Annotated in this window: 18 protein-coding genes; 13 read left to right on the forward strand and 5 right to left on the reverse strand. The window is 38.1% G+C overall.

All coding sequences use genetic code 11. The features are described from left to right. Positions 1 to 243 precede the first annotated feature (243 nt). From ACLFMM_RS05835 to ACLFMM_RS05860, 6 genes are all read left to right on the forward strand, one after another. On the forward strand, positions 244 to 669 hold the full coding sequence (locus ACLFMM_RS05835; protein ID WP_410807777.1) for a metal-dependent transcriptional regulator: 426 nt from the start codon (positions 244 to 246) through the stop codon (positions 667 to 669). A gap of 71 nt (positions 670 to 740) precedes the next feature. Continuing rightward, on the forward strand, positions 741 to 1,595 hold the full coding sequence (locus ACLFMM_RS05840) for a metal ABC transporter solute-binding protein, Zn/Mn family (RefSeq protein ID WP_410807778.1): 855 nt from the start codon (positions 741 to 743) through the stop codon (positions 1,593 to 1,595). A 17-nt stretch (positions 1,596 to 1,612) separates the two neighbouring features. Further along, complete coding sequence (locus ACLFMM_RS05845; RefSeq protein WP_410807779.1) at positions 1,613 to 2,374, forward strand: metal ABC transporter ATP-binding protein; 762 nt, start codon at positions 1,613 to 1,615, stop codon at positions 2,372 to 2,374. Positions 2,375 to 2,386: 12 nt separating this feature from the next. After that, positions 2,387 to 3,214, forward strand: coding sequence for a metal ABC transporter permease (locus ACLFMM_RS05850; RefSeq protein ID WP_410807780.1), 828 nt, complete (start codon positions 2,387 to 2,389; stop codon positions 3,212 to 3,214). Positions 3,215 to 3,242: 28 nt separating this feature from the next. Then, a complete protein-coding gene (locus ACLFMM_RS05855; RefSeq protein ID WP_410807793.1) occupies positions 3,243 to 3,890 on the forward strand; it encodes an N-glycosylase/DNA lyase in 648 nt (215 codons plus the stop codon). Between the two features lie 76 nt (positions 3,891 to 3,966). Continuing rightward, positions 3,967 to 4,251: a GYD domain-containing protein gene (locus ACLFMM_RS05860; protein ID WP_410807781.1), complete on the forward strand. Its 285-nt coding sequence runs from the start codon at positions 3,967 to 3,969 to the stop codon at positions 4,249 to 4,251. A gap of 57 nt (positions 4,252 to 4,308) precedes the next feature. Here the strand turns inward: ACLFMM_RS05860 and ACLFMM_RS05865 are convergent, their stop codons facing one another. After that, complete coding sequence (locus ACLFMM_RS05865; protein ID WP_410807782.1) at positions 4,309 to 4,995, reverse strand: DUF169 domain-containing protein; 687 nt, start codon at positions 4,993 to 4,995, stop codon at positions 4,309 to 4,311. A 230-nt stretch (positions 4,996 to 5,225) separates the two neighbouring features. On the opposite strand from ACLFMM_RS05865, the gene ACLFMM_RS05870 reads away from it, so the two are divergent. Further along, a complete protein-coding gene (locus ACLFMM_RS05870; RefSeq protein ID WP_410807794.1) occupies positions 5,226 to 5,501 on the forward strand; it encodes a multiheme c-type cytochrome in 276 nt (91 codons plus the stop codon). Between the two features lie 122 nt (positions 5,502 to 5,623). Beyond that, positions 5,624 to 6,490 (forward strand): PGF-CTERM sorting domain-containing protein, encoded by an 867-nt coding sequence (locus tag ACLFMM_RS05875; RefSeq protein WP_410807783.1) that lies wholly within the window; start codon positions 5,624 to 5,626, stop codon positions 6,488 to 6,490. Between the two features lie 40 nt (positions 6,491 to 6,530). Here ACLFMM_RS05875 and ACLFMM_RS05880 read toward each other — a convergent pair whose 3' ends face one another. Both ACLFMM_RS05880 and ACLFMM_RS05885 read right to left on the reverse strand, forming a co-directional pair. Next, positions 6,531 to 7,226, reverse strand: a complete 696-nt coding sequence (locus tag ACLFMM_RS05880) for a TfuA-related McrA-glycine thioamidation protein (protein ID WP_410807784.1) — start codon at positions 7,224 to 7,226, stop codon at positions 6,531 to 6,533. Then, positions 7,205 to 8,482 carry a YcaO-related McrA-glycine thioamidation protein gene (locus ACLFMM_RS05885; RefSeq protein ID WP_410807785.1) on the reverse strand — a complete coding sequence of 426 codons (1,278 nt, stop codon included), beginning with the start codon at positions 8,480 to 8,482 and terminating at the stop codon, positions 7,205 to 7,207. Before ACLFMM_RS05885 ends, ACLFMM_RS05880 begins: the two co-directional genes overlap by 22 nt. Positions 8,483 to 8,686: 204 nt before the next feature. Here ACLFMM_RS05885 and ACLFMM_RS05890 point away from each other — a divergent pair, with 204 nt between their 5' ends. The 5 genes from ACLFMM_RS05890 (at position 8,687) to ACLFMM_RS05910 (ending at position 12,589) form a co-directional block, all read left to right on the forward strand. Further along, complete coding sequence (locus tag ACLFMM_RS05890) at positions 8,687 to 8,845, forward strand: hypothetical protein (protein WP_410807786.1); 159 nt, start codon at positions 8,687 to 8,689, stop codon at positions 8,843 to 8,845. A gap of 43 nt (positions 8,846 to 8,888) precedes the next feature. Continuing rightward, positions 8,889 to 10,070, forward strand: coding sequence for a cysteine desulfurase (locus tag ACLFMM_RS05895; protein WP_410807787.1), 1,182 nt, complete (start codon positions 8,889 to 8,891; stop codon positions 10,068 to 10,070). A gap of 12 nt (positions 10,071 to 10,082) precedes the next feature. After that, positions 10,083 to 10,622, forward strand: a complete 540-nt coding sequence (locus ACLFMM_RS05900; protein WP_410807788.1) for a RimK/LysX family protein — start codon at positions 10,083 to 10,085, stop codon at positions 10,620 to 10,622. 20 nt (positions 10,623 to 10,642) lie between these two features. After that, positions 10,643 to 11,410, forward strand: a complete 768-nt coding sequence (fdhD, locus tag ACLFMM_RS05905) for a formate dehydrogenase accessory sulfurtransferase FdhD (protein ID WP_410807789.1) — start codon at positions 10,643 to 10,645, stop codon at positions 11,408 to 11,410. Positions 11,411 to 11,473: 63 nt separating this feature from the next. Next, positions 11,474 to 12,589, forward strand: coding sequence for an ORC1-type DNA replication protein (locus ACLFMM_RS05910; protein WP_410807790.1), 1,116 nt, complete (start codon positions 11,474 to 11,476; stop codon positions 12,587 to 12,589). Positions 12,590 to 12,630: 41 nt separating this feature from the next. Here ACLFMM_RS05910 and thsA read toward each other — a convergent pair whose 3' ends face one another. Together thsA and ACLFMM_RS05920 are read right to left on the reverse strand one after the other, a co-directional pair. After that, positions 12,631 to 14,271: a thermosome subunit alpha gene (gene thsA / locus ACLFMM_RS05915; RefSeq protein ID WP_410807791.1), complete on the reverse strand. Its 1,641-nt coding sequence runs from the start codon at positions 14,269 to 14,271 to the stop codon at positions 12,631 to 12,633. Between the two features lie 178 nt (positions 14,272 to 14,449). Then, on the reverse strand, positions 14,450 to 14,623 hold the full coding sequence (locus ACLFMM_RS05920; RefSeq protein WP_410807792.1) for a DUF5350 domain-containing protein: 174 nt from the start codon (positions 14,621 to 14,623) through the stop codon (positions 14,450 to 14,452). Positions 14,624 to 14,813: the final 190 nt, after the last annotated feature.

Raw genomic sequence — 14,813 nt, forward strand, 5'->3', positions numbered from 1 at the left:
AGGTCGATTTCAATGTTTAAAGTCTCTCCTTTTTCATCTGCGCATGCAAATGTCCAAGGAACCTGTAATGTGACCATATCTATTCCCCCTTAACAACAAATTGCTGATTTGGTTATTTATCGCTTTTGGTATTTATTATAAAAGTTATTATTATTATTATATCTTTGGCATTTGGCCAAATATGTCAGGAATTATTGTGCGTATGTACAAAAATATAAATAATTCGTTTGCCTACTAATATCTATGGATAAAATCACTGGGCTTGAACTGACACCCCGGAAAATACGATATCTCAAGTTTCTGCTTGAAAAGGGGGGAATTGTGAGGACAACTGAAATATCATCACAATTAAATGTGGATCCATCTACATCTACCAAGGTGATTAATGACCTTGCAAAAAACGGTTATGTAAATCATATTCCTTATCGGGGAGTCTGTCTAACTAAATGCGGACAGGAATATGCAGAATTTCTGATTAGAAGACACAGAATCCTTAGTCTTTTATTCAGCCATTATGGTTTGTCTACAAAAGGTGCGTGTGAAGAAGTATCACGATTTGAGGGATATGTTTCAAAAGATGCAGTAGATAGAATCTGTAAGTCAATGGGTCATCCACAGTTAAGCAATTGTGGAGAAATTAAACATGATAGTTGTGGACTTGTTGATTAAAGTCGGCATCTAATTTTTCCAAGGTGCCAAACAATTTTCTTGGATACCAAAAATTAAAAGGAAGAATTGTTATGAACTACTATTATAAACCGCTGTCTGTTGTATTGATAATCTGTGTATTGTTTGTATCTGGATGTTCAGAAAAGTCTCAAACCCAAAAAGATGATGAAAATATAACGGTTGCTGTCAGTATACTTCCACAGGCTGAATTTGTGAAGCAGGTAGGTGGAGAGAAGGTTAATACAATAGTAATGATACCTCCCGGAGCAAGTCCAGCAACACATGAACCTACTTCAGGACAACTAAGAGATTTAAGTAACGCTTTGATGTATGCAAAGCTAGGTTCAGGGTTGCCTTTTGAAAATTCTTGGATGGGTAAAATAAGGTCAGTTAATGATGATATGTTAATTGTGAATTCATCAGATGGTATAACCATTAGAAACAATGACCCCCATGTTTGGACAACTCCTGAAAATTCTAAAATAATGGTTGAGAATATCTATAAAGGTCTTGTACAAGTCGACCCTGAAAATAAGAGTTATTATTCACAAAATAAAGACGAATACATGCAGGAACTGGATGAACTGGATTCTTATATAAATAATACATTATCAGGATACGAAAATCGAAGTATTATGGTTTATCATCCAACTTGGGAATATTTTGCACAAGAATATGGTCTGGACATGATACCTGTTGAATTAGAAGGGAAGGAACCAACTGCAAAGGAATTAAAACGATTTGTAGATGTAGCAAAGAAGAAAAATATTTCTGTAATATATGTCCAAGAACATTTCAGTAAATCAAGCGCTGAATCAATAGCAAAGGAAATTAATGGTGAAGTTGTATCAGTAAACCCACTTGCAAAGGATTATGTAACCAATCTCAGAAATGTTACCAATGTATTTGCGGAAAATCTTGGTTAATAATATGAAGGGATTAAATGAAAACAAATGTTAATGTGATTGAAATCAGTAATTTGTGGGTACATTATGGAGATATTCCTGTACTAGAGGACATCAATCTAACAGTGGAACAACCAAGAGATCTAATGGCTATAATAGGACCCAATGGTGGGGGAAAAACCACTCTATTAAAAGTAATCCTTGGATTGATAAAACCAAGCAAGGGCACAGTAAAAATTTTTAGGGAAAGCCCTGCAATAAATCGGAAGCATATAGGTTATGTCTCACAGCACAGTACCTTTGATTTTGATTTCCCTATAAGTGTTTGGGAAGTTGTCCTCATGGGTCGAATGGGACATGCTGGACTGTTGAAAAGTTATAGTAAAGAGGATAAATTAAAGGCTTACAATGCATTGAATATAGTGAACATGGTTGAATATAAGGACCATCAGATAGGAAAATTGTCTGGTGGACAGCGGCAACGGGTATTTATAGCAAGAGCACTGACAACAGAACCAAAAATTCTGCTTCTAGATGAGCCCAGTTCTGGACTTGATACACATATGCAAGGAGAACTGTATGATTTACTTTCAAAACTTAAAAAGAAGATGGCTATTATTATGGTCACCCATGATTTAACTGCAGTGTCATTACATGTAGATACAGTAGCATGCCTTAATCGTAAATTGTTCTACCATGGTTCAAAAGAAATACCCCGTGAAGACCTGGAAGCAGCTTATCACTGTCCTGTGGAGATGATAGCCCACGGAGTTCCACACAGAGTACTGAAAGATCATTGATGGAGCTTTGAAATGGTTGTTGATATTCTCGATATTCTTCAGTATGAACACATGAGGAACGCGCTAATTTCAGCATTACTTGCTAGTATAGCATGTGGAATCATTGGGACCTATGTTGTTGTAAAACGTATTGTGTTTATAAGTGGAGGAATAGCTCATGCATCCTTCGGAGGGATTGGTATGGGATATTATCTGGGAATTAATCCGGTTCTTGGGATATTGCCCTTTGGTATTGCATCTGCACTTGGCATAGGTTGGATTACAAAACGGTCTAGTTTACCAGAGGATTCTGCGATTGGTATATTCTGGGCAAGTGGAATGGCGATAGGGGTAATTTTTCTAAACCTCACTCCGGGATATGCACCTGATCTAATGACTTATCTTTTTGGCAATATCCTTACCGTTCCGTTTTTTGACGTAATAGTGATGTTAATACTGGATATAATTATAGCTTCATTAGTCTACCTTTTTTATAAAGAATTTCTAGCGTTAAGTTTCGATGAGGAGATGACAGCGGTTCTGGGAGTTCCAGCAGAAAAACTATATTTTTTGCTCCTTTGTCTGATAGCTCTTACTGTGATGGTTCTGGTAAGGGTTGTAGGTATTATTTTGGTCATAGCACTTTTAACGATACCTGCAGCATTGAGCCGACAGATAACTTCTGATTTTAAAAGGATGATATTTTTATCGGTTATATTTGGTGGGATTTTCAGTACCGGAGGTATTGGGATATCCTATATGTTTGATATTCCATCAGGAGCAACTATTATACTGGTCATGTCGATATTTTATTTTGCATATTCTCTTTTTAGAGGGAAACTAAACAATCTTTTAAGCTGAAAAATTGGTTACAGGTGTAAATGTGAAGATGAATATAGAATCCAGAAAAGATTTGGTTAGGATTGTTGACAATTTACAAGAAGACGAAATATCGGAAACAGTTAATAGACGCATACGGGAGTTTGAAGAACTCCATGCTAAAAGTAATAAAGAATGGTTCAATGAACTCTGTTTTTGTCTTTTAACTGCAAATTCCAGCGCAAGGCTGGGAATGAATATCCAGAATTATATGGCAAAAATTGACGGTTTTTTAACCTGTGACCAGAAGGAATTATCCAAAATCCTGAAGCATATGGGTCACCGATTTTATGAAAAAAGGGCGGAATACATAGTACTTGCTAGGAATAATGCAGCAGATATTAAAGATAAAATTACTAATATGGAAAATGAATTTACTGCACGCGAATGGCTTGTTAAAAACATTAAGGGAATAGGATACAAGGAATCCAGCCATTTCCTTAGGAACGTTGGTTATAAACGCCTGGCAATTCTTGACAAGCATATACTGCGTATTATGTGCAGCAGCTGTATTATCGATGTTCCAAAAACACTTACAAGAAAACGGTATTTGAATATTGAGCAGGAGTTCATATCTCTGGCTGATGAGGTGGGATTAACACTTGCAGAACTTGATCTCTATTTGTGGTACACACAGACAGGAGAAGTATTGAAATGATGGAGATATTTGTTGTAAACCTAAATTATTTATGTTATAATACTTATTAGTTATTGGGGACTTAGGAGGTTTGTTTATGACAAAATATGTGATTATATCCCAATTAACAGATGACGGTGCAAGAACTCTAAAGAATAATCCTGAAAGGATTAAAGAAGTAAATGAAGAACTCAAAGAAATAGGGGTAGACGTACTTGAACAGTACTTTGTTCTGGGAGATTTCGATTTTTTAAACATAGTGGATGCAGAAGATGAAAACGCGGTTTCAAAAGCTGTTGTAGAACTTGCATCGAGGGGGAGTATTAAAACCAAAACTTATACTGCAATACCTATTAATAAGTTTTCTGGGCTGTTCGAATAACTGTTTCTTATAAAAATTAAAATCAAAGGTTTGGTGGTTACATAACCACTGAACATTTTATTTTCCAAACATTTTTGATGCAGATTTCATCATATCTTCTAGACGTTCCAGTGGAATTCCTATAGCCATTTCTTCTTCCTGGATTTCTGTATGTTTCCTGCTTCCGCCGCATCCCACGGTAACACATATCTGACCGCTCATATATGGTTCAGCTACACCATCCGCACAGAGACTTTGTTTACCTGCAAAATCTGCATTGACTCTGCCACCTTGTTTGTACAGTAGAGCCTGGGACATTTGCATCATCTGTTTTGGAGTTCCGATTATGACAACTACATCAGGCAGGAATTCTGCTTTTTCAAGAGGTTCATAGATGACAGCTTTTATAGACCCTGAAAGAACTCTTGGAATCATTTGCATGGTACGTCGTGCTGCATTTTGGGTGCTGAATGATCCGAGTTTATAATAAACTTCACCTTTTGCAAGTTTTTCATCCATCTCCCGAAGACCCATGACAGCAGCTCCACCCTTGCATTTCTGGTCATCTACAAGTGTATAAAAACTTGAACCGGTTCTTCTGACATTATCGATCATCTGGCAGTGTCTTGTGGGATTTTCTATTCTTTCAACACCTTCAGGGATTTCCTGCACATTAGAAACCAGTTTTACTGCAACAGGTGATGTTTTAAGTTTGAATATATCTATTAAATCAGCACCTATCTTTTTAACATCTTCTATATCCATTTCTTATAATCTCCGTTTTGGGTTTTGATATTTATTCATTATTGTTTTTGTAGAAAAAGTGCGTAGATTTATGTTATATTATTTTTTCTCATCGCTAATATAATATTACCGTAAATTAACCATAGTAATTTTTTATATCAGTTTTGATAAACTTTCTACTAACGTTAAATAAGGGGAGAGGGTATGGAAAAATATATTTCATTCCAATAGCGGTTTTCATATTGCTGGCAATGACTTCCATGGCATGGAGTCCTGAAACCTGTAAAGATTGCCATACTGGTTACTATGAGATGTGGAACACGTCAAAACATGCTGAATCACTTAAAGCTGCAGGTGGAAACGTATTAAATATCGATGAATGTACAGAATGTCATTTAGAATCATCGATAAAAGAAAACTGGAACCGTGAGGATGTTGAAGGAACCATCGAACCGATAACCTGTGAAATATGCCACAGTCCACCTGAAGGGGGTTATGATGCACATATAGACAATCCCATTGAATAGTTCCAGAGGTAAACTATTCGGCTGAGATGTGTGGAAACTGCCATAAGGAATCCCATCATCCCATAATCGAAGAATGGGAATAAAGCGATGAGTATTCAAGGGATGATTTCGACCCTGAGAACATGGCAAGCCATTCTGAACCTACAGATGTAACCGAACCAATTGTACTGAACCGTTCAAAAGAATGTACATCATGTAAAAGCACCGAAGGGGCGATTGTGAATCTGGAGGGGGCAGATATCTACGATTTTAATCAGGAAAACCTTCCAAACCCATCAGGTGTGGAGGAGTGGAGAATTACCTGTGCTGCATGTCATGACCCTCATAGCACAGAGTACCGTGTCGAAGATAAAGTGCAGTTATGTTCCAACTGCCATAATTCCAGAGGTGCGGAACCTGATGGAGAAACTACAATAGCCAGATACACTCAGTGGGATATGTACAGCAATTCCAGTTATGTAACAGGCGGACATCCTGTTGAGATAGGGTGTGTGGGTTGTCATATGGGTTCGAAACCTTTCAATGAGACAACCAATTCATCAGCAGTAACTGGTCATAACTTTGATATAAACGCCTCCTTGATTGTGGATTTAGAATCCACCAATAATTATTCTAGATGCCACGGTTCTGAACTTTCAGATCTTATTGAAAACCAGGAAGATAAAGTCTTCGTCAGACTGGAACAACTCGAAACAATGAGAGAAAATGCCAGAGACTCACTTGAAGAACTGAATGGGACATCGATATATCAGGAACAACAGGCAGTGTTCAATAATGCTCTGTATTATATGACCGCAGTTGAGGAAGATGGAAGTCTTGGTGTCCATAATATGGAAATGGCTTTCAGGTATCTAAACAACTCAGAAGAGCGGTTTGATGAGGTGATCAACACCCAGCCACCGGAAGAAGAGCCTGGTTTTGGGGCAACTTATTCCATTGCCGGATTACTCGTGGTATTTTACCTTGTTAGAAGGAAATTCCATAAGTAATCTGGAACTTCTTTTTTTTATATTGTATTTTAAGATCAAGTCAGGAATTATTAATTATATCTCTAATAGTTTTAAGCACTGCAATCGCATCCTCACGTTTAAGATCGATTTCGTTTTCCCTGCAATATTTTAGAACATCTTTACCCTTTTCTTCTGAAAGAATTCCGTTTTTGATGGCCTGTTTGACCATGCCCATATAACTTCTATACGGGTAATATGTCTGTTTTGTGATGTTAATTAATAATTTGTATGTTTTATCATCAATTATTCCATTGTAACATGCTGCCTTCAGAGTTTTTCTGATATTGACTAGTGGTTTGGAAACAGGTTCAAATGTATCCGGATTTGTGGCTACAGCTACTTCATCATCTGCCTCAATAACACCATCCTTATACTGCCTGTATATCTCCCCTACACCTGTCATTCCATAGTCATCAAGCTCTGATGCACGTAAAGCACCCATACTGCACCCCCCTACAACAATAACATTGTTATTGAGTGCTTTTATTATCTCTTTATGTGAAACAGCTGCTTTATCAAAGAAAACTCCGTCGATGATTCCGATAACGTTATAGCTATCTTTTATTGCTTTGTCAATATTACATCTATATACAGGGGGTTTATAAGTGGCATCCAGTATCTCTTTTGCATCATCATGACTTATACTTGTACCTGCAAACACAGTTACTCTGGGATTTCTCGGTTTTTTTATATTCAAACTCGTCTGCGGTTCCATGTTTTTTCGCCTTTATCCCATTTTTTCCGTGCGATGTTTTTCCTTTTTCCTACTCGTTCACGGTCCAGAGTGTACATTTCAAAGGTAGGAATAATTACCCGTACAACAGGAACATCTATACTATCCCTTGATAGATTAACTATAATAGCATTGTCAACTAGATTTTTTAGCTGGTCAATTACGGTATTAATATTTTCAACAGGTGAGTGTTGGGAAAAATCGTTTAATTCTTCCAATGTGACAATTTCTATGTCCTTATCTTTATACCAGAAGCTATTCATCCTTTTCATACGTTCGTATCCGATATTTCGGACGAATTTATCCCGTTCAGTGTCTTCTCTTGCACCATGAATCTGGACTACTCTTGATTGTGCTGCTTCTGTAAGGGCTCTAATGACTGCGATTTCTGGATTCAGATGAGTGCCGGCTCCCATGACAAGCATGGCAGGGTCTTTTAAATGCACATCATCAAGGGATGCAATTACAGTAGTAATTCCTGTGTCATGCTGAGGAATCCAGAGTCTAACATCTATATTTGCATCATTGAACTTTTGCATCAATTCATAACTTATACCATCCTCTCTGGTTAGTTTCAACCTTTGACCGGGATTTCTGTTCATTTCTGCAATACTTAATGCATCTCTTTCAACAACTTCCAGTAAACCGTGTAGTATTGCTTCTTCAATGACATTGCCGGCTGCAAGACCGTTGGTATTGCTTCTGAATAACTTGACACATTTATCATTGGGTTCATAGGGGTGATAAACTGAATTTGATGGTACATAGATTTCTTTATTATTTATGAGGTCCCATCCACTTGTCCATTCTATCATGTCCTCAGTCCTTACATCTTCTGATATGAGGAGTTTTGCAGGATTTACAATATTGTATGTATCAGTTATATTATCATAAGAATCAACAAATTCTGTATTTGGTGTACCTTCCTTTATATTGTTGTTCATCTCTTTTTTCTCTGCCAGACACCTTTCAAAACCTTCCATCATTGCAGAGATTTTAGCCTGTGGTGGTGTTACTCCTTTTCCAGAATATACAGATATAGCACCTTTAGCAGCACTTGGTCTGATAGCTGAATACACAGGAATACCCACTCTGTCAAGATGGGTTATATCGGCAATACGGGTGACTCCGATTTTTTTCAGCTGGTTTTTTGTTTTATGGAGGGTAGTATCTTCACCATAAACTCGCTGCGACCCTTTCTGATATTTAAGTGATTGATTAATATTTATTGCTGACATATTTATTGAAACGATGTTACATTTGTTTATACCTTACGATGTGCAGTTCCTCTTCAGCTGTCTTTGTTACCATTAATTTTATATACTAAAAACGAGTATCTAACTGTTTAACACTCATATAAACTATGTAAATATTTTTATATATTTAGTTGGTATTTGTGGGGGGAACTTAGAATAAAATAATGGAGACAGGAGGTACTATCAATGAAGAAAATAGTAGCATCAAAAGACAACCGGGTTGATAAAAAGGAGGTATCGAAACATCTTTGTCATACGGTTGTTTGCGGACGTACAAAAAAGAAACTGAATAAAGAAGATAAAGAACTTTACCGTTTTATGGTAGGAGGTTTGCAGGCGAAATAATCTGCAAAAACTTTATTTTTATCCAGTTGAATAACAGCAACATATGTACGATATTCTTGAAATTCGAAAGGATTTTCCGGTACTGGATGACGTAATCTATCTGGACAGTGCAGCTACAACCCAGACACCGGTACAGGTTGTATCAGCTGTAAATAATTATTTTTACAAATATGCCGGTAATTATGGTAGGGGTGCACATCGTTTAGCACGTGAGACTACCAATCATTATGAAGATTCACGTGAAAATGTAGCTCGGTTTATGAATGTAGACCCTTCGAAAACAATAATGACAAAAAATGCTACTGAAAGCATAAATATGGTTGCACTGGGCATTAACTGGAACCTTGGAGATCATATTGTAACCACATCATTGGAGCATCACACTGACCTTCTTCCGTGGATGCGTTTAAAAGAAAAAGGTGTGGATATGACAGTTGTACCTCCTGATGAAAACGGTATTATCAATCCGGACGAGATTGCCAGTTCCATAACTGACGGGACAAGACTTGTCGCAGTGACACATGTGTCCAATGTGTTCGGGTCTGTACAGGATATTGGAGAGATAACCCGGATAACACATAAAGCTGGAGTGATGGTATTGATAGATGGGGCACAATCCCTGGGTCATATCCCTGTTGATGTAGGGTCTATTGGATGTGACTTTTTTGCTGCATCTGGTCATAAAGGACTGCTGGGTCCCCAGGGAACAGGATTGTTATATGTCAGAGAACCCGAGATTATGGAACCGTCCTATTTTGGAGGTGGTATGGTACACTCGGTAACAACTACAGGTTTTGAACTGGAACCATGTCCTACAAAATTTGAGTCCGGTACCCCCAACATGCCAGGTGTTATAGGTCTTGGGAGGGGTGTTGAATATGTCCAGAATGTGGGAGTAGCAAACATAGAAAAACATGAAAAATCCCTTGTGAAAAATACGGCTTCCCGACTTGCAGAAATTCCGTATGTGGAAGTTTACGGACCAGATGACCGCTGTGGGGTGGTATCATTTAATATAACAGGACTCAATTCGCACGATGTAGCCATGATACTGGACGAAACAAGTAGTGTATGTGTCCGGAGTGGTTATCACTGTGCCATGCCGGCACTTCAATCGATCGGTGTTGAGGGAACGGTAAGAGCATCGGTAGGTTTATACAATACCCAGGAAGAAATTGATACATTTATTGATGCTGTTTCTCAGATTACATCTCTTGTAGGTTAACTGGTGATTTTTATGGACTATAGTGATACCAAAGACATCCAAAATTTTCTCATGTTTACTGGTAATGAACAAAATCTGTTCAGGGAATTTGACCTTTCTGAAGAAGCCATACTTCCATTGATGCTTTCTTTAAAATCCGGTGGTTCGTGGAGTTATTCAACAGATGTTCTGTCTGTAATGTCGGTAAAAAATCCGACTACATATTTTGATGAAGAGCGAAACACTGGCTATACTTTTGAAGAGATTTATCTGTTTTTGAATCCTGAAATTTTAACAAGAGATGGCAGTGTCTACAGACTTGAAAAATGCGGTAAACGTGGTGAGCGTGTACTTGTAAAACGCCCCTACCGGATAAAAGTAAAAGGTGAACGGGTGGTTCTGGCACAGGTGCATCCAGAATTAAAGAAAATCGATATTTCAGAACCTGAACATAAAACTATTCTTTTTACTGGAACACCTGCTTACAGTGTGGCACATGAAATGGAACACCTTACAACAGGAGATATAGAGGGCGAACCTATCTGGAATTTTGAATTTTCAAAATCTAAATAACGATATGAATTGGATTACAAATGATAGAGCACTATACAAGAAGTTATTCTGTGACAAGAGTAGATAGAAACAAAACAGTGACAAGTTCCAGTTTTTCCATTGCCAGAGAAGAAACATTGGAGTTGCTGATTAACGGGACAAAAATAGCGTCTATTCTTTCATCACCTGTAAACATGAAGGAACTTGCAGTTGGCTATGTTATATGCGAAGGTATAGCGGGTTTTGAAGATCACATCAAAATCCACAAGAATGGAAACAGGATTAATCTTGAAATTGCAAACATGGATGATACAGATATGCTGTATGAATTGCGGTCATCTGGGTATATAGGAGTTAGTTACAAAAACAACCCAGCAAAAATACAATCAGATGTAATCTTTGAACCGGAATCAATATTTGCATCCCAGAAGTTCCTCGAGTCCAATATATATCGCCTGACAAAAGGTACCCATCTTGCTGCACTTATTGACCAGGATGGAAAACTTATTACACAGGCTGTAGATATAGGAAGACACAACGCAATTGACAAAGTTATAGGATATTCCAGACTTACAGGACTGGATGTATCTAAACTGTACCTTCTCTCAACCGGGAGACAGTCTGAAGGCATGGTTTTAAAAGCATCACGTTCTGGTGTACCATTACTGGTTACAAAAAGCGCTCCTTTTGACAGTGGTATTGAAACTGCTGAAAAAACAGGATTATGTCTTGTGGGTTTTGCCTCTGAAATCGAGATGTTCATCTTTGCCAATCCGGAGCGTATTAACCTGGAATCTTGTAATGTGTAAAACAAAAATTAATATAATAAAAAAAGGATTTTTTTAAATGGTAAATTAACAGGAGATGCCTATTTGAGTAAAGATATACTTCTGTGGGATGAAACACTTTTTAAAAATGCCGAAGTCCTTGAAATCGATCATATCCCTGAACATTTCGCCTATCGGGACAACCAGCTTCAGGCAATCAAATACAGTCTCAAACCTGTGATACATGGTATGCGTCCTGTTAACTGCCTTATAAGTGGTCCGCCGGGCACCGGAAAAACGACATCTGTTTTGAAAATATATGATGAAATGCAGGACCATGTCAATAATGTTGTGTTTTTGAAAGTGAACTGTCAAATCGATTCCACTCGATTTGCTGTTATATCAAGAATCTACAGACAATTGACAGGTGTGACCCCACCAACCTCGGGAATAGCTTTCAGGACGCTTTTTGAGAATACAATGCATCATCTGGTAGAGAACAATAAAATCCTTGTACTAACTCTTGATGATATCAATTATCTCTTCTATGAAGGTCATGCTGATGATGTCATGTATTCATTACTCAGAGCGCATGAACATTATCCAGGAGTAAAAATAGGCATCATTGCTGTAGTCAGTGATACAGGTGCTCTTTATCAGTTCGATACAAAGGTGACATCTGTATTTCTTCCTGAGGAAATCGATTTTCCCAGATATGAATATGAAGAGTTGCAGGGTATTATAGATGACAGGATTAAAAATGCATTCTATCCAGATGTTATACCAAGTGAAGTTAGAGACCACATTGTACAGTATGTTGATGACATAGGTGACTTGCGTATAGGTATTGACCTTCTTAAAAGGGCAGGACTTAATGCTGAAAATCGTGCAAGTCGAGTTGTATCCATAGCTGATGTTGATAAAGCATATGAATCATCTAAATTACTGCACATTTGCCGCAGTATAAGGGCACTAAACTCCAACGAAAAAACCCTTCTTAGGCTGATTGTGGATAATAACAATACACAAGCAGGAGAACTCTATAATTCATTCCATGAAGCCACAGGTCAGGGTTATACTCATTTTTATAACATGATAAACAAACTGCATGCATCCCAGTATATAGATGTGGATTTTTCAGGTGAGGGTAAAAGAGGAAGAACAAGGATTATAAAACTCAGATCCAATCCAGACGATGTTTTGAAATGTCTTGAAAAATAATAAAAAAGGAGCAGTTGCTAAAAACTGCATTTTCTTTTTATTTACATTTCGGGCATTCCGCCCATACCACCGGCTTCAGCTCCACCGCCACTGGAAGCTATTACATCGTCGATTCTGAGAATCATGACTGCAGCTTCGGCTGCTGCATTGATTGCCTGTGTTTTGACTCTTAGTGGTTCAAATACACCTTTTTCCCACATATTTACTACATCGCCGCTGTATACATCAAGTCCGGCAGTAATTTCTCCCTTTTCATGATGTGCTCGCAGGTCCATCAGAGTGTCGATTGGATCAAGTCCGGCGTTTTCTGCCAGTGTCCTTGGAACAACTTCAATTGCTTCTGCAAATGCTTTGACTGATAACTGTTCTCTGCCGCTGAGGCTTGTAGAATAGTCGTGTAGTTTGAAAGCGAGTTCTACTTCAGGTGAGCCTCCACCTGCTACAAGTTTCTCATCCTCAATAGCAACTCCTACAACACGCAGAGCATCATGCAATGCTCTTTCGACGTTGTCGACAACATGTTCTGTACCACCGCGGAGCAGGATGGATACAGCTTTTGGATTATCGCACCCGGTTATAAATGTCATCTCGTCGCCGCCAACTTTCTTCTCCTGAACAGTTTCTGCTTTACCGAGGTCATTTTCTGATACTTCATCCAAGTTTGTTATGACTTTACCACCGGTTGCAAGAGCAAGTTTCTCTATGTCACTCTTTTTGACACGTCTTACAGCATAGATTCCGGCTTTTGCAAGGAAGTGCTGTGCCATGTCATCGATTCCCTTCTGGCAGAAAACTACATTGGCACCGCTGTCGATAATCTTCTGGACCATATCTCTTATCATCTTTTCTTCCTGATCAAGGAAGGATTGAAGCTGGTCAGGTGAGGTGATGGATATTTCAGTATCGGTTTCGGCTTCTTTGAGTTCAACTGCTTCATTGAGAAGAGCAATTTTTGCATTCTGAACTTTCTTTGGCATGTTGGAATGCACGCGTTCTTTATCGATTATCATGCCCTCGATAAGTTCAGAATCACTTATTCTGCCACCAACTTTCTTTTCTACTTTGATATTGTCCATGTCTACGGTTTTATCGTCTCCCTCTTCAACAACCTTGGTGGCTGCATCTACAACGATTTCTGCAAGTTCACGTTTGGATGCTTCAGCACCTTTACCTGTCATTGCAGTTTCTGCAATTTTAAGCAGTTGTTCTCTGTCAGAAATAGTAATGTCCTTTGCTATGGAGTCCAGTATATCACCGGCTTTTTCAGCGGCCATGCGATATCCTGATGCGATGATTGTCGGGTGTATTTCCTGTTCAATCATTTCTTCTGCTTTTTTGAGAAGTTCACCTGCAAGTACCGCTGCAGTGGTTGTACCGTCACCGACTTCATCATCCTGGGTTTTGGCAACCTCTACAATCATTTTGGCAGCAGGATGCTCTATGTCCATTTCTCTCAGGATGGTAGCACCATCGTTTGTGATTACTACATCTCCCATAGAATCTACAAGCATCTTGTCCATTCCTTTTGGACCAAGTGTAGTCCTTACTGCGTTTGCAACTGCTTTCGCAGCCATTATGTTGTTACTCTGTGCATCTCTTCCTCGGGTCCTCTGGGTTCCCTCTCTTAAAATGAATATTGGCTGACCTGATGATTGTCCGCCATGATACATTTGACCTGCCATTTTATTTAGCCTCCTGTTATTGTTATCTCGATTTATCTTTGATTTGTCTCAAGGTGATTTTAATTGTTTGAAGTTCTATATAAAGATTGCTATTTTTGGTTAAAGGCTGTAAAATAGAAGTTATTGCTTCGTTATTTGCTGACAAGGTAACACAGAAAAAGGAAAAATCAAAAAAATATCACTTTACTATAGATTTTGGAGAACGATGTTTGAATTTGCGTTTGGTACCATCTGAAGCAAATCTTTGTGCAGGTCCTGTATGTGTTTTGTTTGCTTTTGATTCTGGTACTTTTATGGTATTTCCGTTCCTTCCCTTTACTTTAACCCATTTAATGCTTCCAGTTTTGCCCATTTTTAATCCTCTATTGTTTTTAAATCATTTTGTTATCTTGAGCTTTTAGTTTTGTTCGTGCTAAATGTCATATATGGTTAAAAACTTTGCGGGATACTCATCCTGTTGATATAATTATCTATTTATATTTGATAACTACCTGTAACAATACCAATAAAAGATTATTATCCACAGTGGGTTGATTCTATGG

Source organism: Methanohalobium sp. (assembly GCF_046546175.1).
Taxonomy (GTDB): domain Archaea; phylum Halobacteriota; class Methanosarcinia; order Methanosarcinales; family Methanosarcinaceae; genus Methanohalobium.